The 23,320-nt window shown below is 64.9% G+C and carries 17 protein-coding genes; 3 read left to right on the top strand and 14 right to left on the bottom strand.

Going from position 1 to position 23,320, the window contains the following annotated elements; translation table 11 throughout:
- Window positions 1-74: 74 nt before the first annotated feature.
- Window positions 75-1,082, bottom strand: coding sequence for a nucleoid-associated protein YejK (gene yejK / locus IM733_RS14390; protein WP_248917291.1), 1,008 nt, complete (start codon window positions 1,080-1,082; stop codon window positions 75-77).
- 391 nt (window positions 1,083-1,473) lie between these two features.
- Between yejK and IM733_RS14385 the strand changes: the two genes are divergently transcribed.
- Window positions 1,474-1,755: an HU family DNA-binding protein gene (locus IM733_RS14385; RefSeq protein ID WP_134691715.1), complete on the top strand. Its 282-nt coding sequence runs from the start codon at window positions 1,474-1,476 to the stop codon at window positions 1,753-1,755.
- Window positions 1,756-1,805: 50 nt separating this feature from the next.
- Here the strand turns inward: IM733_RS14385 and rlmF are convergent, their stop codons facing one another.
- The 5 genes from rlmF to IM733_RS14360 form a co-directional block, all read right to left on the bottom strand.
- The gene (gene rlmF / locus IM733_RS14380) at window positions 1,806-2,756 is read right to left on the bottom strand and encodes a 23S rRNA (adenine(1618)-N(6))-methyltransferase RlmF (RefSeq protein ID WP_248917290.1); all 951 of its coding nucleotides are present in this window, start codon (window positions 2,754-2,756) and stop codon (window positions 1,806-1,808) included.
- A 118-nt stretch (window positions 2,757-2,874) separates the two neighbouring features.
- Entirely contained in the window at window positions 2,875-5,721 is a 2,847-nt protein-coding gene (locus IM733_RS14375) for a valine--tRNA ligase (RefSeq protein ID WP_248917289.1), read from the bottom strand.
- Window positions 5,722-5,877: 156 nt separating this feature from the next.
- Entirely contained in the window at window positions 5,878-6,249 is a 372-nt protein-coding gene (locus tag IM733_RS14370) for a DNA polymerase III subunit chi (RefSeq protein WP_248917288.1), read from the bottom strand.
- 5 nt (window positions 6,250-6,254) lie between these two features.
- On the bottom strand, window positions 6,255-6,683 hold the full coding sequence (locus tag IM733_RS14365) for a DNA polymerase III subunit chi (RefSeq protein ID WP_248917287.1): 429 nt from the start codon (window positions 6,681-6,683) through the stop codon (window positions 6,255-6,257).
- A 48-nt stretch (window positions 6,684-6,731) separates the two neighbouring features.
- On the bottom strand, window positions 6,732-8,225 hold the full coding sequence (locus tag IM733_RS14360) for a leucyl aminopeptidase (protein ID WP_248917286.1): 1,494 nt from the start codon (window positions 8,223-8,225) through the stop codon (window positions 6,732-6,734).
- Between the two features lie 289 nt (window positions 8,226-8,514).
- On the opposite strand from IM733_RS14360, the gene lptF reads away from it, so the two are divergent.
- A complete protein-coding gene (lptF, locus tag IM733_RS14355) occupies window positions 8,515-9,630 on the top strand; it encodes an LPS export ABC transporter permease LptF (protein WP_011535496.1) in 1,116 nt (371 codons plus the stop codon).
- The gene (gene lptG, locus IM733_RS14350; protein ID WP_248917285.1) at window positions 9,623-10,684 is read left to right on the top strand and encodes an LPS export ABC transporter permease LptG; all 1,062 of its coding nucleotides are present in this window, start codon (window positions 9,623-9,625) and stop codon (window positions 10,682-10,684) included. Before lptF ends, lptG begins: the two co-directional genes overlap by 8 nt.
- A gap of 135 nt (window positions 10,685-10,819) precedes the next feature.
- On the opposite strand, the gene IM733_RS14345 is transcribed toward lptG, so the two are convergent.
- The 8 genes from IM733_RS14345 to IM733_RS14310 form a co-directional block, all read right to left on the bottom strand.
- Entirely contained in the window at window positions 10,820-11,308 is a 489-nt protein-coding gene (locus tag IM733_RS14345) for an RDD family protein (protein ID WP_213658185.1), read from the bottom strand.
- 97 nt (window positions 11,309-11,405) lie between these two features.
- The gene (locus tag IM733_RS14340; protein ID WP_011535493.1) at window positions 11,406-11,615 is read right to left on the bottom strand and encodes a cold-shock protein; all 210 of its coding nucleotides are present in this window, start codon (window positions 11,613-11,615) and stop codon (window positions 11,406-11,408) included.
- A gap of 348 nt (window positions 11,616-11,963) precedes the next feature.
- Window positions 11,964-13,085 carry a glycine cleavage system aminomethyltransferase GcvT gene (gcvT, locus tag IM733_RS14335; protein WP_248917284.1) on the bottom strand — a complete coding sequence of 374 codons (1,122 nt, stop codon included), beginning with the start codon at window positions 13,083-13,085 and terminating at the stop codon, window positions 11,964-11,966.
- A 26-nt stretch (window positions 13,086-13,111) separates the two neighbouring features.
- Entirely contained in the window at window positions 13,112-14,488 is a 1,377-nt protein-coding gene (locus IM733_RS14330) for an L-serine ammonia-lyase (protein WP_248917283.1), read from the bottom strand.
- Window positions 14,489-14,629: 141 nt separating this feature from the next.
- Window positions 14,630-17,485, bottom strand: coding sequence for an aminomethyl-transferring glycine dehydrogenase (gene gcvP / locus IM733_RS14325; RefSeq protein WP_248917282.1), 2,856 nt, complete (start codon window positions 17,483-17,485; stop codon window positions 14,630-14,632).
- 11 nt (window positions 17,486-17,496) lie between these two features.
- Complete coding sequence (gene gcvH, locus IM733_RS14320; RefSeq protein ID WP_248917281.1) at window positions 17,497-17,880, bottom strand: glycine cleavage system protein GcvH; 384 nt, start codon at window positions 17,878-17,880, stop codon at window positions 17,497-17,499.
- Window positions 17,881-18,147: 267 nt separating this feature from the next.
- The gene (locus IM733_RS14315; protein ID WP_248917280.1) at window positions 18,148-19,647 is read right to left on the bottom strand and encodes an MBL fold metallo-hydrolase; all 1,500 of its coding nucleotides are present in this window, start codon (window positions 19,645-19,647) and stop codon (window positions 18,148-18,150) included.
- Window positions 19,637-23,254, bottom strand: a complete 3,618-nt coding sequence (locus tag IM733_RS14310; protein ID WP_248917279.1) for a S8 family serine peptidase — start codon at window positions 23,252-23,254, stop codon at window positions 19,637-19,639. Before IM733_RS14310 ends, IM733_RS14315 begins: the two co-directional genes overlap by 11 nt.
- Window positions 23,255-23,320: the final 66 nt, after the last annotated feature.

Raw genomic sequence — 23,320 nt, 5'->3', positions numbered from 1 at the left:
ACGATGCAGGCGACGCGGTGGGATGCCACCGGCGTTGCCGGTGTTCGCGGCTAAAGCCGCTCCTGCAGGTGTAATCAGTCCTTGCGTCGTTTCAGCTGGTCGATCAGCTGGGTTGGCAGGCCCTTGATTACCAGCGTGCCCGCCTCCTCGTCATACTCCACCTTCGAGCCCAGCAAATGCGCCTCGAAACTGATCGACAGCCCCTCGGCGCGCCCGGTGAAACGGCGGAACTGGTTGAGGGTGCGCTTGTCCGCCGGGATCTCCGGCGACAGCCCGTAGTCGCTGTTGCGGATGTGATCGTAGAACGCCTCGGGGCGGTCCTCGTCGATCAGGCTGGACAGCTCCTCGAGCGTCACCGGCTCGCCCAGCTTGGTCTGGGTGGTGGCGTAGTCGACCAGGGTCTGGGTCTTCTCCCGGGCCGATTCTTCCGGCAGGTCTTCTTTTTCGACGAAGTCGCTGAACGCCTTGAGCAGGGTGCGGGTCTCGCCCGGCCCGTCGACACCTTCCTGGCAGCCGATGAAGTCGCGGAAGTAATCCGAGACTTTCTTGCCGTTCTTGCCCTTGATGAACGAGATGTACTGCTTCGAGTTCTGGTTGTTCTTCCACTCGGACAGGTTGACCCGGGCCGCCAGGTGCAACTGACCGAGGTCGAGATGGCGCGACGGGGTGACGTCGAGCTCGGCGTTCACCGCCACGCCTTCACTGTGGTGCAGCAGGGCGATGGCCAGGTACTCGGTCATCCCTTGCTGGTAGTGGGCGAACAACACATGACCACCCGTGGAGAGGTTGGACTCCTCCATCAGCTTCTGCAGGTGCTCGACGGCAACGCGGCTGAAGGTGGCGAAGTCCTTTTCGTCATCCAGGTACTGCTTGAGCCAGCCGCTGAACGGGTAAGCGCCGGACTCGCCGTGGAAAAAGCCCCAGGCTTTGCCTTGTTTGGCGTTGTAGCTGTCGTTGAGGTCGGCCAGGAGGTTTTCGATGGCGTCGGACGCTGCCAGTTCGCTGTCGCGCGCATGGAGCACGGCGGGGCTGCCATCGGGCTTCTTGTCGATCAGGTGAACGATGCAATGACGGATTGGCATGGAAATCTCGGTGGTGTGGGCGGGGAAAGCCGCGCTGCAAAAGTCGCTCAGTTTACCTCAGGGCAGGGGTGATGCAGTGGCCAGATGTTGGCGGAAATACCGGTTGTTCGTTTTTTGTTCATTTTTTTGCGTTTTTTCCGACAACCCCCGAAAAACCTGCACAAAATCAATGTCGACAGCGGATATTTATCGATTCCTGTGGTAGCTTTGCGCGGTCTTGCGCCCCTTGTGTGGCGCATTGCTGGCAGCACGCTTGCGGGGTGTCGAACCAAACGCCGATTTGCGCATCTACATACGCGATCGACGCGGCCTCTGGATTGTCCCGGGCTGGCCCGACCACCGACCAAGCACGCTGCACAACCACTGAATTTGATAGGGAAGGAACACCACCATGGCACTGACCAAAGACCAACTGATTGCCGATATCGCTGAATCCATCGACGCGCCGAAAACCACCGCGCGCGCTGCCCTGGAGCAACTGGGCCAGATCGTCGCCGACCAACTGGAAAACGGCGCTGAAATCACCCTGCCAGGCATCGGCAAGCTGAAAGTCACCGAGCGTCCTGCCCGTACCGGCCGCAACCCTTCGACTGGCGCCGCCATCGAAATCGCTGCCAAGAAAGTCGTCAAGTTCGTTCCAGCCAAAGTGCTGACCGACTCGATCAACAAGTAATTGTTGATGCGTTGACGAAACCGCGCCCGGCTTGCCCGGGCGCGGTTTTTTCATGCCTGTGATTTGCGCCGGGCGTGCCATGCCTGGCGGCCTGCGTCGTCGTGGAAGCTCCAGGCGACCATCCGGCTCTGCTTCTGGCCTTGGCCCATCTCGACGATGCGCAGGGCTTTCACGCCGGCCTTCTTCAGTGCTGCCTCGATGCCAGGCAGGTTGCTGGCCTTCGATACCAGGCTGGTGAACCACAGCACTTGTTCGGCGTACTGCGCGCTTTCGCCGACCAACTGGCTGACGAAGCGGATTTCGCCACCTTCGCACCACAGCTCATTGTTCTGCCCGCCGAAATTCAGCACGGGCAGCTTGCGCTTGGGGTCCTGCTTGCCGAGGTTCTTCCACTTGCGTTGGCTGCCGCGAGTGGCTTCTTCGCGCGAGGCGTGGAAGGGCGGGTTGCACAAGGTCACCTCGAAGCGTTCGTCCGCCTGCAGCAGGCCGCCGAGGATGTGCTTGTGCTGGGGTTGGTGGCGCAGGCCGATGGCCTTGTCGAGCTTGTTGGCCTGGACGATGGCCTTGGCCGAGGCCAGGGCGGTGGTGTCGATGTCCGAGCCGAGGAAGCGCCAGCGGTAGTCGCTGTAGCCCAGCAGGGGGTAGATGCAGTTGGCGCCGACACCGATGTCCAGGGCCCGCACTTGGGCGCCGCGAGGCACCTCGCCGGCGTTGTCCTCGGCCAGCAGGTCGGCCAGCACATGGATGTAGTCGGCGCGGCCGGGGATTGGCGGGCACAGGTAGTCGGCGGGGATGTCCCAGTGCTGGATGCCGTACTGGGCCTTGAGCAAGGCACGGTTGAACACGCGCACGGCTTCGGGGTTGGCGAAGTCGATGCTGGGTTTGCCGTAGGGGTTGGTAATGGTGAAGCGGGCCAGGTCCGGATGCGCCTTGATCAGTGCGGGGAAGTCGTAGCGGCCTTGGTGGCGGTTGCGTGGGTGCAGGGTGGGTTTCTGATTCATGGTGGAGTCCTGAAAAGCATCGCCGGCAAGCCGGCTCCTACAGGATGGGCTATGCCCATGCAGGAGCCGGCTTGCCGGCGATGGGCTGCAAAGCAGCCCGCTGTGGCTTCACTTGTGATTACAGCGCAGCGATCCGCGCATGCTGCTCGGTGAAGTTGGCCAGGGCCTGTTCCGACTCGGCCAGCTTGGCGCGCTCTTTCTCGATCACCGCAGGCGGAGCCTTGTCGACGAAGGCGGCGTTGGACAGCTTGCCACCAACGCGCTGGACTTCGCCCTGCAAGCGCTGGATTTCCTTGCTCAGGCGTGCCAGTTCCGCGTCTTTGTCGATCAGGCCGGCCATCGGTACCAGCACCTGCAGGTCACCCACCAGGGCGGTGGCCGACAGCGGCGCTTCGTCCTGCTCGCCGAGCACGGTGAACGACTCGACCTTGGCCAGTTTCTTCAGCAGCGCTTCGTTCTCCTGCAGGCGACGCTGGTCGTCGGCGTTGGCGTTCTTCAGGAACAGCGGCAGCGGCTTGCCCGGGCCGATGTTCATTTCGGCGCGGATGTTGCGCAGGCCGACCATCAGCTCCTTGAGCCACTCGATGTCGCCTTCGGCGGCGGCGTCGATGCGGCTCTCGTTCGCTTCAGGCCACGGCTGCAGCATGATGGTCTTGCCTTCGATGCCGGCCAGCGGCGCGATGCGCTGCCAGATCTCTTCGGTGATGAACGGCATGAACGGGTGGGCCAGGCGCAGGGCGACTTCCAGCACGCGCGCCAGGGTGCGGCGGGTGCCACGGGCGCGCTCGACCGGGGCGTTCTCGTCCCACAGCACGGGCTTGGACAGTTCCAGGTACCAGTCGCAGTACTGGTTCCAGATGAACTCGTACAGCGCCTGGCTGGCCAGGTCGAAGCGGAACTGCTCGAGCTGGCGGGTCACTTCGGCTTCGGTGCGCTGCAGCTGCGAGATGATCCAGCGGTCGGCCAGCGACAGCTCGTAGGCTTCGCCGTTCTGGCCGCAGTCTTCGCCCTTGTCCAGCACGTAGCGGGCGGCGTTCCAGATCTTGTTGCAGAAGTTGCGGTAACCTTCGACGCGGCCCATGTCGAACTTGATGTCGCGGCCAGTGGAGGCCAGCGAGCAGAAGGTGAAGCGCAGGGCGTCGGTGCCGTAGCTGGCGATGCCTTCCGGGAACTCGGCCTTGGTTTGCTTGGCGATTTTTTCGGCCAGCTTCGGTTGCATCATGCCGCTGGTGCGTTTTTCCAGCAGGGCGTCGAGGGTGATGCCGTCGACGATGTCCAGCGGGTCGAGAACGTTGCCCTTCGACTTGGACATCTTCTGGCCCTGGCCGTCGCGCACCAGGCCGTGCACGTAGACGGTCTTGAACGGTACCTGCGGGGTGCCGTCCTCGTTCTTGATCAAGTGCATCGTCAGCATGATCATCCGGGCGACCCAGAAGAAGATGATGTCAAAGCCGGTGACCAGCACGTCGGTGGAGTGGAACTTCTTCAGGAACTCGGTCTGTTCCGGCCAGCCGAGGGTGGAGAAGGTCCACAGGCCCGAGCTGAACCAGGTGTCGAGCACGTCGTCGTCCTGGCGCAGTTTCACCTCGGCGCCCAGCTGGTGCTTTGTACGCACTTCAGCTTCGTCGCGGCCGACATAGACCTGGCCGGCCTCGTCGTACCAGGCCGGGATGCGGTGGCCCCACCACAGCTGGCGGCTGATGCACCAGTCCTGGATGTCACGCATCCAGGAGAAGTACATGTTCTCGTACTGTTTCGGTACGAACTGGATGCGGCCGTCTTCCACGGCAGCGATGGCAGGTTCGGCCAGCGGCTTGGTGGAGACGTACCACTGATCGGTCAGCCACGGCTCGATGACGGTGCCGGAGCGGTCGCCTTTCGGGACTTTCAGGGCGTGGTCGTCGATGCCGACCAGCAGGCCCTGGGCGTCCAGGTCCGCGACCATCTGCTTGCGCGCGACGAAGCGGTCGAGGCCGGCGTACTGGGCCGGCAGCGAAGTGTCGATACCTTCGTTGACACTACCGTCGAGGTTGAACGCCTGCACGGCGGCCAGCACGGTGGCGTTCTTGTCGAAGATATTGAGCAGCGGCAGGTTGTGGCGCTTGCCGACTTCATAGTCGTTGAAATCGTGGGCCGGGGTGATCTTCACGCAGCCGGTGCCGAACTCGGGGTCGCAGTAGTCGTCGGCGACGATCGGGATGCGACGGCCGACCAGCGGCAGTTCGACGAACTTGCCGATCAGTGCCTGGTAGCGTTCGTCGGTTGGGTTGACCGCGACGGCGACGTCGCCCAGCAGGGTTTCCGGACGGGTGGTGGCGACCACCAGGTGGTCCTTGCCTTCAGCGGTCTTGGCGCCGTCGGCCAGCGGGTAGCGCAGGTTCCACAGGTGGCCCTTCTCGTCGTGGTTCTCCACTTCGAGGTCGGAAATCGCTGTGTGCAGCTTGGTGTCCCAGTTGACCAGGCGCTTGCCGCGGTAGATCAGGCCATCCTCGTGCAGGCGCACGAAGGCTTCCTTGACCGCTTCGGACAGACCGTCGTCCATGGTAAAGCGCTCGCGGCTCCAGTCCACCGACGAGCCCAGGCGGCGGATCTGGCGGCTGATGTTGCCGCCGGACTGATCCTTCCATTCCCAGACCTTTTCCAGGAACTTGTCGCGGCCCAGGTCATGACGGTTCTGGCCTTTCGCCTCAAGCTGGCGCTCCACCAGCATCTGGGTGGCGATGCCGGCGTGGTCGGTGCCCGGCTGCCACAGGGTGTCGCGACCCTGCATGCGGCGGAAGCGGATCAGCGCGTCCATGATCGCGTTGTTGAAACCGTGACCCATGTGCAGGCTGCCGGTCACGTTCGGCGGCGGGATCATGATGGTGTACGAGTCGCCAGCACCTTGTGGGGCGAAATAGTTCTCGGACTCCCAGGTGTTGTACCAGGAAGTTTCGATGGCGTGCGGCTGGTAGGTCTTATCCATGCGCGGCGGGACCCTTAGGCATTAATTCGGGAAAGCCGGGAAGTATAACCAACGTAGAGGCCGCAGGCGACAGGCGAGGGGTATGAGCGATTGCGCCAGCAAGGCTGGCCCCTACGGGGGATCGTGTGCAGGAGCCAGCCTTGCTGGCGAACGGGATCACTCGGAACGCTTGAGCAAGCGCTCCAGCCGCGCATCGAGGCGGCGCTTGATCTCGGTCTCGATGTGCGGGGTGAAGTCGTTGATCACGTCCTGCATGATCAATTGCGCGGCGGCTCGCAGTTCGGCGTCCAGGTGCAGCAGGGTGTCCTGGCGGCGGGCTTGGGCTTCTGCCTCGGGCGCTGCAGTGGGGGCAGTCGCGACGGCCGGTGCGACGGTGGCGGCAGGGACATCGAGTAACAGGGGGATCTGCTCCACCGTTTCGGTCAATAGCGGTGGTTGCAGGTTGGCGTCACCCAGCAGCTCACGGATCGATTCGAGATCGTCGAGCAGGTGGGCGGAATGGGTCAGGGGGTTCTTCTGCTTATCCATCGTCGTCAGAGTCGCTGTAAGCGGTGATCTTGCAGAGCATAGCCCTGTTCGCGGTAGAAACGGAATCGCTCGCGTGCAGCCAGGCGGATGGCCGGTTCCTCGACGACGATCTCGGCGACCCGTTCGAACTGGCCGACGAACCCAGGGACGTCGCCGCCGAGGTTGATCAGCAGGTCGCGGTGCTCACCGGCATCGTTGCCGAGCCCAAGGGCTACGCTGGCATCCTTGTGCGCCTCGGCGTGGTCGTGGGGGACGAAGGCTTCGCCCTTGAACCGCCACAGGCGTTCGTCCAGGTCGAGGCGCTGGGCTTCGTCCTGGCAGTGCAGGTAGACCCGGTGCCCCAGGCGCCAGGCCTTCTCGCAGAGTCTGCAGGCGAAATCCAGACGCGCCGACAGCGAGTCGGTGGGCAGGATGTAGAAATCGACTTGGCTCATGGTTTGCTCTGCCGGCCGGTGACGCCTGGGCGCCACCGGCGTGGGGCATCAGGCGCCAGCGCGGTCCAGCAGGTATTGGGTGAGCAGCGGGACCGGGCGGCCCGAAGCGCCCTTGTCTTTGCCGCCACTGATCCAGGCGGTGCCGGCGATGTCCAGGTGGGCCCAGCTGTACTGTTTGGCGAAGCGCGACAGGAAGCAGCCGGCGGTAATGGTGCCGGCCTTCGGGCCACCGATGTTGGCGATGTCGGCGAACGGGCTGTCCAACTGCTCCTGGTACTCGTCGAACAGCGGCAGTTGCCAGGCGCGGTCGTCGGCGCGCTTGCCGGCGTCCAGCAACTGGCCGACCAGCTCGTCGTTGTTGCCCATCAGGCCGGAGGTGTGGCTGCCCAGGGCGACGATGCAGGCGCCGGTCAGGGTGGCGATGTCGATCACCGCCTGGGGCTTGAAGCGCTCGGCGTAGGTGAGGGTGTCGCACAGTACCAGGCGGCCTTCGGCGTCGGTGTTGAGGATCTCGACGGTCTGCCCGCTCATGGTGGTGACGATATCGCCCGGGCGGGTGGCGCCGCCGCTTGGCATGTTCTCGGCGCAAGCCAGCAAGCACACCAGGTTGATCGGCAGTTGCAGCTCGAGCACGGCGCGCAGGGTGCCGAACACGCTGGCGGCACCGCACATGTCGTACTTCATTTCATCCATGCCGGCGCCCGGCTTGAGGCTGATGCCGCCGGTGTCGAAGGTGATGCCCTTGCCCACCAGCACGAACGGCTTCTCGCTCTTCTTGCCGCCCTGGTAGTTGAGCACGATCAGGCGTGGTGGCTGGTCGCTGCCCTGGCCCACGGCGTAGAACGCGCCCATGCCCAGTTCCTTGATCTTCTTCTCGTCCAGCACGTCGACCTTGAGGCCTTTGTACGCCTTGCCCAGGCCTTTGGCCTGTTCGGCGAGGTAGCTTGGGTGGCAGACGTTCGGCGGCAGGTTGCCCAGGTCGCGGGTGAAGGCCATGCCGGTGGCGATGGCGCTGGCGTGCTTCACGGCGCGCTCGGCTTCGGCCAGGCCGGCTTTGTCGCTGAGCAGGGTGATTTTCTTCAGGGCGCGCGGTTCTGCTTTCTGGCTCTTGTAGCGGTCGAACACGTAGTCGCTGTCGAGCAGGGTCTCGGCGAGCAGGCGGTATTTGCCGTAGTGGCCGTCACGGCCGGTGACGGCGATGTCGTCCAGGGCCAGCACCGCGTCGCTGCCGCCCAAGCCCTTGAGTACGCCGGTGACGCTGGTGGCCAGCTTGCGCCAGGCGCGGTCGCCGAGTGCCTCGTCCTTGCCGCTGCCTACCAGCAGCACGCGTTCGGCTTTCAGGCCCGCTACGTTGTGCAGCAGCAGGGTCTGGCCCGGTTTGCCGGCCAGGTCGCCACGCTTGAGCACGGCGCTGATGGCGCCTTCGCAGGCTTGGTCGACGGCCTTGGCGGTGGCGCCGAGCTTGCGCCCTTCACCGACCGGTACGACCAGTGTCGCGGTCTTGACGGATACAGCGGCTACGCTTTTTACAACCAATTCCATGTCTGGGTCCCCGAATGATCTGTCAGTGGGCGCTGTCTTTCGCAGGCGCTCGGAAAACGCGGCTGGCGGCTGAAGCCTGCCAGCGGAAAAGCTGCCAGTTTGAGCCTGCCGCGACCTCGATGACAACCCCGTCATGCGGCGTCATGCGCGGCCAAGTGACAGGCGCCGTCAATCACAGGATAATGCGCGCACTTTACATGGAGGTTCGCCCCTGGCGAACCAGCATGGGTCTTGGCTGTCCGAATCGTTCGTTTGGCTTTCCGCCCCTGACAACCCAGGAGTGTCTGGTTTGATCGTCTTTCGTTATCTGTCCCGCGAGGTCCTGGTGACCTTGAGCGCCGTCAGCGCTGTGCTGCTGGTGATCATCATGAGCGGGCGCTTCATCAAATACCTGGCCCAGGCGGCCCAGGGCGTGCTCGACCCGGGCGTGCTGTTCATGATCATGGGCTTCCGCCTGCCGGGCTTCCTGCAGTTGATCCTGCCCTTGGGGCTGTTCCTCGGCATCCTGCTCGCCTATGGTCGGCTTTATCTCGAAAGCGAGATGACCGTGCTGTCGGCCACCGGCATGAGCCAGCAGCGCCTGCTGGCGATGACCCTGGCGCCGGCGGCGCTGGTCGCCCTGCTGGTGGCCTGGCTGAGCCTGAGCCTGGCGCCCCTGGGCGTGGCCCAGGTGCAGAAGATCATCGCCCAGCAGGATGCGCTCACCGAGTTCGACACCCTGGTGCCGGGCCGCTTCCAGACCCTGCGTGACGGCTCGCGGGTCACCTACACCGAGCAGCTGTCCGACGATCGCATCAACCTGGCCGGGGTGTTCATCTCCGAGAAACGCTTCAACCAGGACAAGACGAAGGACCGTGCGCCGTCGGTGCTGGTTGCTGAGAAGGGTCACCAGGAAGTGCAAGCCGACGGCAACCGCTACCTGGTGCTGCAGAACGGCTACCGCTATGACGGCAACCCGGGCCAGGCCGACTACCGGGCGATCAAGTACGACACCTACGGCGTGCTGCTGCCCAAGCCGGAGGTCGCCGAAGAGGTGACCGAGCGCGAGGCGATCCCGACCTCCGACCTGTTCGGCAACCCAGGCGTGCGTGAACGCGCCGAGCTGCAGTGGCGCCTGTCGCTGCCACTGCTGGTGTTCGTCGTGACGCTGCTGGCGGTGCCGCTGTCCCGCGTCAACCCACGCCAGGGCCGCTTCCTCAAGTTGCTGCCGGCGATTCTCCTGTACATGGCCTATCTGACGATGCTGATTTCCGTGCGTGGCGCCCTGGAGAAGGGCAAACTGCCTATCTCGCTGGGTATCTGGTGGGTCCATGGCCTGTTCCTGCTCATCGGCCTGGCCCTGATGTACTGGGAGCCGCTGCGCCTGAAACGCGCCGCTCGCCGTGCGGAGGTGGCCCGTGGTTAAACTGGACCGTTACATCGGCCAGAGCGTGCTGCTGGCCATCCTCGCCGTGCTGGGCATCATCCTGGGCCTTGCCTCGTTGTTCGCCTTCATCGACGAGATGAGCGACCTGAGCGACACCTACACGGTGATGGACGCCGGCAGCTACGTGCTGCTGACCGCGCCGCGCCGGCTCTACGACATGCTGCCCATGGCCGCGTTGATCGGCTGCCTGATCGGCCTGGGCAGCCTGGCCAGCAGCAGCGAGCTGACCATCATGCGCGCCGCCGGCGTTTCGATCGGCCGCATCGTCTGGGCGGTGATGAAACCGATGCTGGTGCTGATGCTGGTCGGCGTGCTGATTGGCGAGTACGTCGCCCCGGTGACCGAGAACAAGGCCCAGGCCGACCGTTCGCTGGCCCAGGGCGGCGGCGAGGCGCAGAGCTCCAAGCGCGGCATGTGGCACCGCCAGGGTGAGGAGTTCGTGCACATCAACTCGGTGCAGCCCAACGGCCTGCTGTTGGGTGTGACCCGCTATCGCTTCGACGAGCAGCGCAAGATCCAGACTTCGAGCTTCGCTCGTCGGGCGCAGTACCAGGACGGCAAGTGGGTGCTGAACGATGTGGCCACCACTTACTTCCGTGGCGACCACACCGAAGTGATCAATGCGCCTGAAGAAGTCTGGGACGTGTCGGTGACCCCGGAATTGCTCAATACCGTGGTGCTGGCACCGGAATCGCTGTCGATCACCGGGCTGTGGGACTACATCCACTACCTGTCCGACCAGGGCCTGAACAACTCCCGTTACTGGCTGGCGTTCTGGACCAAGGTTCTGCAGCCGGCGGTGACCGCGGCGTTGGTGCTGATGGCGATCTCCTTCATCTTCGGGCCGCTGCGTTCGGTGACCCTCGGCCAGCGGGTGTTCACCGGCGTGCTGGTGGGCTTCGTGTTCCGCATCGCGGGTGATCTGCTGGGGCCATCGAGCCAGGTGTTCGGCTTCCCGCCGTTGCTGGCGGTGGTGATACCGGCGGGCATCTGTGCGCTGGCCGGTTTGTGGTTGATGCGCCGGGCGGGTTGATCCGCCAAACAAGAAGCCGACCCTAGGGTCGGCTTTTTTGTGCGTGAGGGTTTCGTTGTAGGAGCCAGCCTTGCTGGCGAACCGGGGTGGCCAGGGTTCGCCAGCAAGGCTGGCTCCTACAGGGGGGGGCGGTGGCTACTTCTTGCGCTTGGGCAGGCGCACCAGTTGTGTTTCGGAGTAGATGTCGTGCCAGCTGCGCTGGCGCTTGTCGATCAGCGACCAGAAGAACCCCAGCCCCAGGCACAGCCAGGAGGCGATCGACACCACGAAACGCAGCAGCGCCTGCCACAGGCTGATGGCGCTGCCGTCGGCGTTCTGCACGCGCATGCCCCACACCTGCATGCCCAGGGTCTGGCCGCCGTGAGTCCAGAACTTGGCGAAGAAGCCGAACAGGGCAAACAGCAGGATCGTCGACAGCAACGGGTCGCCATCCAGCGCGCCGGCCTCGGTCAGCTCGCGCATGCGCGCCTCGCCGATGATCGCCATCTGGATCATTTTGTAGAGACCGGCAGTGACGATCAGCAGGGCGGTGCACAGCAGGAAGTCGTAGAACATCGCGGCCAGGCGCCGGCCCAGGCCGACCGGTGGGAAGTCACCCTGAGGGTTGAGCAGAGGCTTGGACATGCAGGACGGCTCCAGATGGCAAAGGCCCATTCTATGGAAATGCGCGCACAAAAAAGCCCCTGTGGGTCAACACAGGGGCTTTTTTGTGGAAGTCAGATCACTGAGGAATGACTTCGTCGGCTTGCATGCCCTTCTGGCCTTGCACAGCAACGAAGGTCACTTTCTGGCCTTCTTTCAGGCTCTTGAAGCCGTTGCCTTGGATAGCGCGGAAGTGGACGAACAGATCCGGACCGCTCTCTGGGGTGATGAAGCCGTAACCTTTCTCGTCATTGAACCACTTGACGGTACCGTTCTGACGCTCAGCCATTGTCTTATTTCCTATGAAACTTGAATTTTGATGACAGTTTCTTTCACGCTTTTTGTAAGTGAAAGATTACTGGGCTGGGTTGCAGGAAAGTAAGAGACGTCGAACGGGTTGTAGCGGATTGCGGCTACTGGCCCAGGTCACGAACTGTTGCGACCCATGCAAACACAGTGCAGTGACTCTACGCCAACTCCTGAGCGAAAAACAAGCCCTTCCGGCGGGTGAAAATCAGGCTTTTCCCGATAACCGAACGATTTGTCGGAAACGGCGTGGCGCCTGGCCTGGCGCTATGTTCAGAAGTTATTGGACAGGTTCGAAAACGAATATGTCGGACCTGTCCAAAACACTCATTCAGCCACGGTAGTAACGCTGTGCCACGAAAGGCATTTTGCTGACTTTCAGGGCTACTTGCTTGCCACGGACCAAGGCAAACAGCTCGGTATCCAGTGCGGCATGTTCGCTATCGACATAACCCATGGCCACCGGGGCACCGAGCGTCGGACCGAAGCCGCCGCTGCACACTTCGCCGACCACCTTGCCCGCCTGGTCGACGATCTGCGCGCCCTCACGCACAGGGGTGCGTTCCTGGGGCAGCAGGCCGACCCGCTTGCGTGCCACGCCAGCCTGTTGCTGGGCGAACACGGTGTCGGCGCCAGGGAAGCCGCCAGCGCGCGTGCCATCGGCGCGGCGAACCTTGGAGATGGCCCACAACAGGCTGGCTTCGATCGGGGTAGTGGTGGTGTCCATGTCGTGGCCGTACAGGCACAATCCGGCCTCCAGGCGCAGCGAGTCGCGGGCGCCCAGGCCGATCGGCTGGACTTCCGGCTCGGCCAGCAGGCGACGGGCCAGGGCGTCAGCGGCGGCGGCCGGCACCGAGATCTCGTAGCCGTCCTCGCCGGTGTAGCCCGAGCGGCTGACGAAGCAGTCGTTGCCCAGCAGGCTGACCGGGCGGAACTGCATGAAGGTCATGCCAGCTACGTCCGGCGCCAGGCGCTCCAGCACCTTGACCGCCGCCGGGCCTTGCAGGGCCAGCAGGGCGCGTTCTTCGAACAGCGGCTGGATCTCGCAGCGATCACCGATATGCTTGCGCAGGTGCGCCAGGTCCTGGTTCTTGCAGGCGGCGTTGACCACCAGGAACAGGGTATCGTCACCCAGGTTGGCGACCATCAGGTCGTCGAGGATGCCGCCCTTGTCGTTGGTGAACATGGCATAGCGCTGCATGCCCATCGGCAGGTCGACGATATCGACCGGTACCAGCGTCTCGAGGGCGCGGGCGGCGTCGCTGCCGCGCAGGATGATCTGGCCCATGTGCGAGACATCGAACAGGCCGGCCTGCTCGCGGCTGTGCAGGTGCTCCTTGAGCACGCCCAAGGGGTACTGCACGGGCATGTCGTAGCCGGCGAACGGCACCATGCGCGCGCCCAGGTCCAGGTGCAGGGCGTGCAGTGGGGTCTTGTGCAGTGTTTCGGACATCGGTGACTCCTCGTTTATTGTTCGGGTCAACATTCGATGATGTTGACGGCCAGACCGCCGCGGGCGGTCTCCTTGTATTTGCTTTTCATGTCGGCGCCGGTCTGGCGCATGGTGCGGATGACCTTGTCGAGGGAGACGTAGTGCTGCCCGTCGCCGCGCAGGGCCATGCGCACCGCGTTGATCGCCTTCACCGAGCCCATGGCGTTGCGTTCGATGCAGGGCACCTGGACCAGCCCGCCAATGGGGTCGCAGGTCAGGCCCAGGTTATGTTCCATACCGATCTCGGCGGCGTTCTCTACCTGTTGCGGGGTGCCGCCCATCACTTCGCACAGGGCACCGGCGGCCATCGAGCAGGCCACGCCCACCTCACCCTGGCAGCCGACCTCGGCGCCGGAGATCGAGGCGTTTTCCTTGTAGAGAATGCCGATGGCGGCCGCGGTGAGCAGGAAACGCACCACGCCGTCCTCGCTGGCGCCGGGGACGAAGCGCATGTAGTAGTGCAGCACCGCCGGGACGATGCCGGCCGCGCCGTTGGTCGGCGCGGTGACCACGCGCCCGCCGTAGGCGTTTTCCTCGTTCACCGCCAGGGCGTAGAGGTTGACCCAGTCGAGCACCGACAGCGCATCGCGCAAACTCGCCTCCGGGTGGAGGCTGAGCTGGCGATACAGCGCTGGCGCCCGGCGCTTGACCTTGAGCCCGCCGGGCAGGATGCCCTCGTGGCGGCAACCGGCCTCGACGCAGTCTTGCATCACTTGCCAGATGCGCAGCAGGCCGGCGCGGGTCTCGGCTTCCGGGCGCCAGGCAGCTTCGTTGGCCAGCATCACCTGGCTGAACGACAAGTGCTGCGCGGTGCAATGGCCGAGCAGTTCCTTGCCGGTCTTGAACGGGTAGGGCAGCACGGTGCTGTCCTCGACGATGCGGTCATGGCCCGCCGCGTCCTCGTCGACCACGAAGCCGCCGCCCACCGAGTAGTACTCGCGGCTGCGGATCTGCAGCCCGGCTTGGTCGAAGGCGCGGAAGATCATGCCGTTCGGGTGGTAGGCCAGCGGCTTGCGGATCATCGCCAGGTGTTGTTTCTCGACGAAGGCGATTTCGTGCTCGCCGAGCAGCCGCAGCTGGCCGCTGGCGCGGATCGCCTGCAGACGCGCGGGGATGGCTTCGGTGTCGACGGTGTCCGGGTGTTCGCCTTCGAGCCCCAGCAGCACGGCCTTGTCGCTGCCGTGGCCCTTGCCGGTGGCGCCCAGCGAGCCGTACAGCTCGGCCTTGACGCTGACCGTGCTGGCCAGCAGGCCGTCGCGGCGCAGCCCTTCGGCGAAGCGCGCGGCGGCGCGCATCGGGCCGACCGTGTGGGAGCTGGAGGGGCCGATGCCGATCTTGAACAGGTCGAAGACGCTCAGGGACATATGGTACTCCTGACGATTTTGAGGCTGCTGCGCAGCCCATCGCGACGCAAGGCCGCCCGCGCAAGAGCGGCGTCGTCCCTGTGGGAGCGGCCTTGTGTCACGAAAGGGCCGCAAAGCGGCCCCAGCTTTCCCAAGACCGCCTCAGACGTCCTGATAGCTCTCGATCGACGGGCAGGCGCAGACCAGGTTGCGGTCACCGTACACGTTGTCGACGCGGCCCACCGGTGGCCAGTACTTGCCTTCCACCAAGCTGGGCAGCGGGTACACCGCCTGCTCGCGGCTGTAGCCGTGGGCCCACTCGCCAGCCAGCTCCGCTGCGGTGTGCGGGGCGTTCTTCAGCGGGTTGTCGTCCTTGTCCAGGCTGCCATTCTCGACAGCGCGAATCTCTTCGCGGATCTGGATCATCGCGTCGCAGAAGCGGTCCAGTTCTTCTTTGGACTCGCTTTCGGTCGGTTCGATCATCAGCGTGCCCGCTACCGGGAAGGACATGGTCGGGGCGTGGAAGCCGAAGTCGATCAGGCGCTTGGCGACGTCGTCGACGCTGATGCCGCTGGTGTCCTTGAGCGGGCGCAGGTCGAGGATGCATTCATGCGCCACCAGGCCGTTGCCACCGGTGTACAGCACAGGATAGTGCTCTTCCAGGCGCCGGGCGATGTAGTTGGCGTTGAGGATCGCCATCTGCGAGGCGCGCTTTAGGCCCGCGCCACCCATCATGCGAATGTACATCCAGGTGATCGGCAGGATGCTGGCGCTGCCGAACGGCGCGGCACAGACCGCGCCTTGGGTGTTCTCCAGAGCTGCGTGGCCGGGCAGGAACGGCGCCAGGTGCGCCTTGACGCCGATCGGGCCGACACCCGGGCCGCCACCGCCGTGGGGGATGCAGAAGGTCTTGTGCAGGTTCAGGTGCGAGACGTCGCCGCCGAACTTGCCTGGGGCGCACAAGCCGACCATGGCGTTCATGTTGGCGCCGTCGATGTACACCTGGCCGCCATTGTCGTGGATGATCGCGCAGATTTCGCCGATGGCTTCCTCGAACACACCGTGGGTCGACGGGTAGGTGATCATGATCGCCGCCAGGCGCTCGCGGTGTTCGATGGCCTTGGCGCGCAGGTCGTCGATGTCGACGTTGCCGCGGGCGTCGCAGGCGGTGACCACCACACGCATGCCGGCCATGTGCGCGGTGGCGGGGTTGGTGCCGTGGGCCGAGGACGGGATCAGGCAGATGTCGCGGTGGCTGTCGCCGCGGCTGCGGTGGTAGGCGCGGATCGCCAGCAGGCCCGCGTACTCGCCCTGGGAGCCGGCGTTCGGTTGCAGCGACACGGCGTCATAGCCGGTGGCGGCGCAGAGCATGGCTTCCAGCTCGGTGGTCATCTGCAGGTAGCCCTGGCTCTGCTCGGTCGGGGCGAACGGGTGCAGGTTGCCGAACTCGGCCCAGGTCACCGGGATCATCTCGCTGGCGGCGTTGAGCTTCATGGTGCACGAACCCAGCGGGATCATGGTGCGGTCCAGTGCCAGGTCCTTGTCGGCCAGGCGGCGCAGGTAGCGCATCAGCTCGGTTTCGCTGTGGTAGCGGTTGAATACCGGATGTTCGAGGATGGCCGACTGGCGCAGCAGGGCGGCTGGCAGGCGTGCGGCGACGGTCGCGGCCAGGGCGGCGAAGTCTGGGGTCGCCTGGCCTTCGGCGAACAGCTGCCACAAGGCCTCGACGTCGGCCTGGCTGCTGGTCTCGTCCAGCGACAGGCCCAGGTGGGCGGCGTCGACCTGGCGCAGGTTGATGCCTTGGGCACGGGCTTTGTCGTGCCAAGTACCGGTGGCGCCGCCGGTGGCCAGGGTCAGGGTGTCGAAGAAGTCGCCGGTCACCACGTTCACGCCCAGCTTCACCAGGCCGGTGGCGAGGATCGCGGTCAGCGCGTGGGTGCGTTCGGCGATGCGCTTGAGGCCGGCCGGGCCGTGGTACACGGCGTACATGCTGGCGATGTTGGCCAGCAGCACCTGGGCGGTGCAGATGTTGCTGGTGGCCTTCTCGCGGCGGATGTGCTGCTCGCGGGTCTGCATGGCCAGGCGCAGCGCGCTCTTGCCGAAACGGTCGATCGACACACCGACCAGGCGGCCCGGCATGTCGCGCTTGAATGCGTCGCGGGTGGCGAAGTAGGCCGCGTGCGGGCCACCGAAGCCCAGCGGCACACCGAAGCGCTGGGCGCTGCCGATGGCCACGTCGGCGTCGAACTCGCCTGGCGGCGTGAGCAGGGTCAGGGCCAGCAGGTCGGCGGCCACGGCCACCAGGGCGCCGGCGGTGTGGAAGCGCTGCACCACCTCGCGGTAGTCGAACACGTCGCCATTGCTGGCCGGGTATTGCAGCAGGGCGCCGAAGAAGGCGCTGACGTCGCTCAGTTCACGTTCGTCGCCCACCACCACTTCGATGCCCAGGGGTTCGGCACGGGTGCGCAGTACGTCGAGGGTCTGCGGATGGCAGTGTACGGAGGCGAAGAAGGCGTGGCTGGCCTTGTTCTTCGACAGGCGTTTGCAGAAGGTCATGGCTTCCGCGGCGGCGGTGGCTTCGTCCAGCAGCGAGGCGTTGGCGATCGGCAGGCCAGTGAGGTCGCTGATCAGGGTCTGGAAGTTCAGCAGCGCTTCCAGGCGGCCTTGGGAGATCTCTGGCTGGTACGGGGTGTAGGCGGTGTACCAGGCCGGGTTTTCCAGGAGGTTGCGCAGGATCGGCGCTGGCGTGTGGGTATTGTAGTAGCCCTGGCCTATGTAGCTCTTGAACAGCTGGTTCTTGCCGGCGATGGCTTTCAGCGCGGCGAGGGCGTCGGCTTCGCTCTGGCCGTCTGCGTTGCCGAGCACGCTGGTGCCCTTGATGCTGTCGGGGATGACGGCGGCGGTCATCGCTTCCAACGAATCGAAGCCTAGCGCGGTGAGCATGGCTTGCTCGTCAGCGGCGCGCGGGCCGATGTGACGGGCGATGAATTCGTTGGCGGTGCCGAGGTTGATGGTCATGGTGCGTTACCTCAGGCGTCGTCGTTGGCTTTGATCAGGCGGTCGTAGGCGTCCTGGTCGAGCAGGGCGGCAACTTCCTTCATGTCGGCGGGGATGAAACGGAAGAACCAGCCTTCGCCCAGCGGGTCTTCGTTGACCAGCTCGGGGCTGTCGTTCAGGCCATCGTTGACCGCGACCACTTCACCGGCCAGTGGCATGTACACGCCGCTGGCGGCTTTTACCGATTCCACGGTGGAGGCTTCGGCGCCCTTGTCGTACTGCTGCAGTTCCGGCAGTTGCACATAGACCACGTCGCCGAGGGCGTTCTGGGCGTAGGCGGTGATGCCTACGGTGACGCTGCCGTCGGCTTCGACGCGCAGCCATTCGTGATCTTCGGTGAAACGCAACTCGCTCATGGGAATTCCTCGGGAAGCAGGGGGCGTTGGGCGTGGTTGGGCCACGCTCTTAAGGTTGGAATTCCCTTAGCAATTATGCGGCCAGACTATAAATATCTTTATAAATCATGTAGTTAGGTTGATTATTCGCGGTACGAGCTGTCTGTTTGGAACGAAATCGATACACATGGATAACGATTCGAAAGCGCTGGAGGATCAAACCCTTGCATAGACGCACCTGAATCCATGTGGAATGTTTTAGTTACACTGGATTGAAATCGATACAGGCTAGGCCACGTCAAACTCGATCCATGTGCGACGCTGGTCGTTGCCCTGCCCGACGCTGCCCACCCGAAGTGCCTGGATTGAACCGGACGGCGCCTGGAAGGGCGCTGTTCCTGTCAGAAGTTGCGCGTCGTCGGCACGCACGACCCGTTGGTGGCACTGGCTATCGAGGGCCGCCAGCAAAGAAGGGAACGGCATCCGGCCCCAGCGCACCGTGCCCGCATCCTGCGCATTGGTGGGGATGAAGGCAGCCAGGTCCTCGCTGGTCATCAGTTCGAGCCCCTTGGCCTTGGCGGTCGCGTTCTCGCTGCCGTGGTGCCCCACTTTGTAGTAGACCGTGCGCTTCAGCAGGTCTGGGCCGGTCACGCTCGTCCCGTCGGGCATCTTCCAGGTTGCATCCTGCCAACTCAGCCAGTTGCCGATCTGCGCGTCGGCGGCGAACAGCACCACGCGCCCCGTCGCCACGATCTCGAAGGCGAGGACCAGGCTGGTGTTGTTGATCTTGTTGTCGAGTTGCATCGCCAGCGTGCCTGCGCTGCCCAGCCAGTCGAGGTCGATCCGGCGCCAGGCCTGGTCGGTGGCGCTCGCATCGACGGTCTTCGCGGATTTACCCGTGTCCAGCAGGTCGGAGCGGTCGCTCGGGCCGTAGTAGTGCGCATAGGCGAAACGGCCGATGGGGTCTGCCGCGAACGTCTTGCCCGGGCGCGTCAGTTCGCTCAGCGGGGTGCCCTGGCTGGCGTCGAAGGGCGCTGTCGGGTCGGTGAAACCACTGCCCGATGCCGCCGCGCGGAACGCGTTCGAGAGCGATTCGGCAGTGCGCAGGCCTTGCAGGCTGTTGGCCATCGGGTAACGCTCACCGACACGGTCGATGATGTCGAGGTAGTCGGCGTTTCGCGAGGGGGCCAGGACATATACCCGGATCGCGGGTACGCCGGGCATGTCGAGGGGGGCGAGGGTGGGTTCGAGGTACCTGACGCCTGCCTTGCCCAGCCTGGCGGCGGCATCGCGCATGGCGCGCACCGTCTCGCCCTGGGCGCCGAAGCTGAAGGCCAGGAGCTGGTCGAGGCCGTCGCGCAACGCGCTGGTGCCTGCCGCGTTCGCGCCATGCAACTGCCGGCTGACGCCGGACAGCGCGCTCAGGGCCTGCTGCTTGAACCTGTCCAGTTGCAGGGCCTGGGGATCGTTGGGGGATTCGGTCCAGGCCATCCACACCTCGCCGACGCTGAAGCGTGAAAACCGGTTGGAGGACTCGCGGAAGGCACTGATGTGGTCGGTATGTTCGTGGGTCAGCACCAGGATGTCGAGCTTGCCGCCGGTCTGTTGGTAGATGTCGTCGACGATGTCGTCGATGATCTGCGAGCCCCCCTTGATGGCCGTGTGGATCCCGCAATCGATAAGCATCCAGCAGGTGCCGCCATCGGCTTTGCCGAAGCGCAGCAGGTGGCAGTCGCCAATGCCCTGGCAGTAGTGGCGGATGGTGAAGCCTGGCTGGTCACTGGGCATGGCCGAACTCCCCGTTGTGGGTGTGCAGAAGCGCGAACGGCTCGCTCGGGGTGTTCGCGAAGTAGAGGGCTTGCAGCGCGCCGAAGCCGCTGCCCGAGGCGCTCTGCCGCTGTCGGGCGAGGCGGCTCTCGCTGCCGCAGTTCTTGACGATGGCGTAGCGGATTTCGCAGTGGTTGCGGCGTGGGTCGATGATCAGCGTGACACCGCCGCGGAACCATATCTGTGGCCCCTGCGGGTCGTTCGGGTCCAGCGGAACACGCCGGCGCTGCATGACCGTCGCCACCACCTCGGTGAAAAAGCTGCCATCAGGGGCGACACGACGCGCCGGACGCACGCTGGCCACCGAGAAGTGGGTCCGGCCGGGGCTCGCCGGCACCGCGATCTCTCCATCCTCAGTGTACTTGGGTATATCGGGCAGCAGGCCGAATGCCGGGTACAGCTCAGGGTGGCGTTCGAGGAGCCTGGAGAGACGATCCCACAGGGTCTTGCGGTTGATTTCATTGAGCGCGTGGATCGCTTCCCGATCGAGCTTGAGGTCCCATCCGAAGTCGAGGTCCTTGACCAGCGCGTTCAGCCACCTCGGTCGTGTATCGGCCAGCGTGCCCCAGGCCAGGGACTCTTCCGAGACCGTGCGCACATCCGCTGGCAGCAGGTTGCGCTTGCGGAAGGCGTCCATGAAGGCGACGCGGTAGTGGAACCGGTCGACGGCCACCAGATCGATATCGGCGGTGATCAGTGCGCGCAGGTACTCACCGAAGGTGATGTCGACGGCGGGGCAATAGTCCAGCGCACGGATGCAGATGCGCAGCACATGGCGGGCGGTCTTGCAGGTTTCTTCGGTCAGCCGTTCGACCAGGTCGGGGAGCAGCGCGCCCCTGGGCAGCAGGCCGCTGCCGTTGGTGGCGATGCGGACCAGGTCCGCCGTGCGCCGGTCGACGATGCTGAGGAACGCTTCATAGACCGCCGAGACGAGGATCGAGCCCCGTGCGTGCACCTCCAGCTCGTCGGGGTAGCTGGGCTTGTCGCCTTTGGCGAGGTAGTCGCGCAGTGGCCCGCCACGGTTGGTCCCTTCGCCGAACTGCTGGGCCAGGGAGCCCAGCAGTTTCGCCGCATCCAACCGGCCACGGGCCTGGCGCACCTGGAAACGCACCAGCTCGGGGATCGAGAAGTGCTGGAACAGCGCGACGATATCGGCGAATGCCTCGTGAAACGCCGGGACATCCGGGTTGGAGGCATCCTGGAAGCTGCGATGCAGGCCATCGAGCAGGGCGTGGGACATCTCGTGGGCGATGATGTCGCTGGACAGGCAGGCAAACACCATGCTGCCGCCAGGAGTGGCGGCGGTCGCCGTCGAGGTGGACTGGAAGTAGCCGAACAGCAGCGCCACCTTGTCGGGGCTGTAGTAAGCGTTCTCGGTGCGCAGTGCGTGGGGGTAGATCCGCAGCCTGCGCACGCTGTGGTACTCGTAGTGCGGCTCACCTAGCCCGCCGGTGCCCGCGACCTTGCGCGAAGCCCAGAGCACACGCCGGCCCAGGGCTTCCTCGAAGTTCCTGATGGTCTTCATCGCCACCGCGTAGACCATCTGCTGGTGGAAGGCCGGGTTGCCTTCGGAGGGGGGCCAGCCGTCCTGTGCCAGCAGTTTCGGTTCGTTCAGGTCCACTGGGTCGTAGAGGCGGTCGGAGGCGGGGTCGATGTCGACGATCTCGAGGTACTCGCCCACCGGTCCGGGTTCGAGTTTTTCCCAGGGGACGTTGATGACGGTCTCGTTGATCTCGACGGAATCCAGCCGCTTGGCGATGGACGGGTCAAGCGCATAGACGCGCAGTCGCCGTGGCGGGGTGGGGAGTTGCTTGGTCTTGCGTGCGATGCGTGGGCCCTCGGCTACCGTGACGGGGGCCGTGGCAGGGGCGCCTTGGGGCCGGCCCAGGTGCTTCTCGAGGAAGGCTTTCAGAGGCGCTGAAGGATTGCCGGAGTCGAGTGCCGCCTCAAGGTAGCGATTGAGCAAGGCCGCTGGCACATCAGCGCCGCTTTCGCCGTCGGGCAGCGCCTCGTCCACTGCGCGATGGCGCTGTGCCATTTGCGTCAATTCGAGCGCAAGCATCTGCTCGACCGCTGAAGCCTGGTCCGGGGCGAGAGAGACGCCGCCAGCACCGGTGATCAGGTTGAGCCAGCTCCAGCTGGGCTCTGCCGGTGAGGTCTTCACGAGCACGTCCTTGGCCGGTGGAGCAATGCCAAGTGCCGCGTTCGCCTGCAGCACGCCCCGTCCGATTTTCTCGAGGGTTTCCTCCGCGTCCATGGCACCCGTGGTTTTCAAGGCCGATCCGAACAGGGCCGCGCGAGTTGCCTCGACACGCATCCAGGGCTCTGGATACCTGGCAAGTTGCGCTTGGTGGCTGGCCATCCACAGCGCGGCGGCAGCAGCCAGTTGCGGCGTGGCCGAGGAGGTGCCCGCGCCATCCATGCTGACCAGGTTGCCGCAGCCGAACTCGGCCCACGGCACGTTGGGGGTGAAGGCGCCCATCGCCGTCTGCATCTTCGACGCGGGACCGTAGTTGCCTTGCATGGTGCGCGGGCTGAGGCCGGCGTAGGCGCGCCCGTTGGCCATCACCCCGCACGCCGCGAGCACGCGCTTGAAGCGGGCGGGGAATACGATCGAGCCGGGAGTCGGTGTCCAGGCGTAGTTGTTGCCCGCTGCGGTGACCATGAATACACCGTGCTCGTAGGCCAGGTTGACCGCATCGGCGAGGGCGCGGGAGGACAGGCCACCCATGCTCATCGACAGGATGTGTACCTTCTGTTGCACCGCGTACTGGAAGCCCTGGACCATGCTGCCGGTCGAGAAGCGCACGACCCAGTCGGCGATGCGGATGGGAATGACGGTTGTATAGGGCGCGCCGCCGACGAAGCCGGAAAAGCCCTGCGCGATGGCGGGGTTGTTGATTTCGTTGCCGGCCAGGAGGCTCAGCGTGGCATGGCCATGGCCCTGGTTACGGACCGCCGTCCAGCCATCCGGCGTGCGGTCGGTGGCGTCGGTGGGGTGGTCGGGGTCGCGAAAGTTGCGTTGGTTCTGCCTGTCGAGGTGCAGGGGCAGGGAGGCGTGGTTCGGGTCGTAGCCTGTGTCCAGGTGCGCGATCCTGATGGCCTGCTGCAGGTCCTTGGCGACCTTGCTCCGTGCAGCGCCAAGCTGCGAGAAGCGGTCTTCAAGGTGCCATTGGTTGTCATCCTTCACCACGGCCTTCTGGCCCGACTTGTCCTGAGGGTGAAAGGTGCATGCCGCTGCGGCCAGCGCGGTTGCGGGTGCTGGCGCCTCGGTAAACCAGGCTTGCTCGATGTCCGGTTCGACGAACTCGATCTGCGTGCTGCCGGTGGCGGCAAAGCCCGCGCCGTGGGCCAGCATGGCATGGGCGGCGTCCCAGGGGTTGCTGGTGAACGGCAAGGGGGCGCGGTACCAGGTCGAGCCCTGCGCGGCCGCCACGCCGGCGATACCAGGTTGGGCGGGGATCGTCAGGATCGCTTCCATGTCCGGCGCGCCGACTGCGGCGGCCAGCCCCTGCCTGTGTCCGTCGCTCAAGTTCCCCCGAATCTTGACCAGCAGCGCCTGTGCCATGGTGTCCCTCCCTGTCCGTGCCGAGTCCCCCGCGCAGGTTGATGGCAGGGTGCCTTCAGCGTAGCC

The organism is Pseudomonas entomophila (assembly GCF_023277925.1).
Taxonomy (GTDB): Bacteria; Pseudomonadota; Gammaproteobacteria; order Pseudomonadales; family Pseudomonadaceae; genus Aquipseudomonas; species Aquipseudomonas entomophila_D.
The sequence above is the reverse complement of the archived record's forward strand: the minus strand, read 5'-3'. Positions and strand labels throughout refer to the sequence as shown.

What these genes read in the sequence shown, in the direction of transcription:
- yejK (WP_248917291.1), bottom strand. Translation starts at nt 1,082, where the DNA reads ATGCCAATCCGTCATTGCATCGTTCACCTGATCGACAAGAAGCCCGAT.
- IM733_RS14385 (WP_134691715.1), top strand. Translation starts at nt 1,474, where the DNA reads ATGGCACTGACCAAAGACCAACTGATTGCCGATATCGCTGAATCCATC.
- rlmF (WP_248917290.1), bottom strand. Translation starts at nt 2,756, where the DNA reads ATGAATCAGAAACCCACCCTGCACCCACGCAACCGCCACCAAGGCCGC.
- IM733_RS14375 (WP_248917289.1), bottom strand. Translation starts at nt 5,721, where the DNA reads ATGGATAAGACCTACCAGCCGCACGCCATCGAAACTTCCTGGTACAAC.
- IM733_RS14370 (WP_248917288.1), bottom strand. Translation starts at nt 6,249, where the DNA reads ATGGATAAGCAGAAGAACCCCCTGACCCATTCCGCCCACCTGCTCGAC.
- IM733_RS14365 (WP_248917287.1), bottom strand. Translation starts at nt 6,683, where the DNA reads ATGAGCCAAGTCGATTTCTACATCCTGCCCACCGACTCGCTGTCGGCG.
- IM733_RS14360 (WP_248917286.1), bottom strand. Translation starts at nt 8,225, where the DNA reads ATGGAATTGGTTGTAAAAAGCGTAGCCGCTGTATCCGTCAAGACCGCG.
- IM733_RS14345 (WP_213658185.1), bottom strand. Translation starts at nt 11,308, where the DNA reads ATGTCCAAGCCTCTGCTCAACCCTCAGGGTGACTTCCCACCGGTCGGC.
- IM733_RS14340 (WP_011535493.1), bottom strand. Translation starts at nt 11,615, where the DNA reads ATGGCTGAGCGTCAGAACGGTACCGTCAAGTGGTTCAATGACGAGAAA.
- gcvT (WP_248917284.1), bottom strand. Translation starts at nt 13,085, where the DNA reads ATGTCCGAAACACTGCACAAGACCCCACTGCACGCCCTGCACCTGGAC.
- IM733_RS14330 (WP_248917283.1), bottom strand. Translation starts at nt 14,488, where the DNA reads ATGTCCCTGAGCGTCTTCGACCTGTTCAAGATCGGCATCGGCCCCTCC.
- gcvP (WP_248917282.1), bottom strand. Translation starts at nt 17,485, where the DNA reads ATGACCATCAACCTCGGCACCGCCAACGAATTCATCGCCCGTCACATC.
- gcvH (WP_248917281.1), bottom strand. Translation starts at nt 17,880, where the DNA reads ATGAGCGAGTTGCGTTTCACCGAAGATCACGAATGGCTGCGCGTCGAA.
- IM733_RS14315 (WP_248917280.1), bottom strand. Translation starts at nt 19,647, where the DNA reads ATGCCCAGTGACCAGCCAGGCTTCACCATCCGCCACTACTGCCAGGGC.
- IM733_RS14310 (WP_248917279.1), bottom strand. Translation starts at nt 23,254, where the DNA reads ATGGCACAGGCGCTGCTGGTCAAGATTCGGGGGAACTTGAGCGACGGA.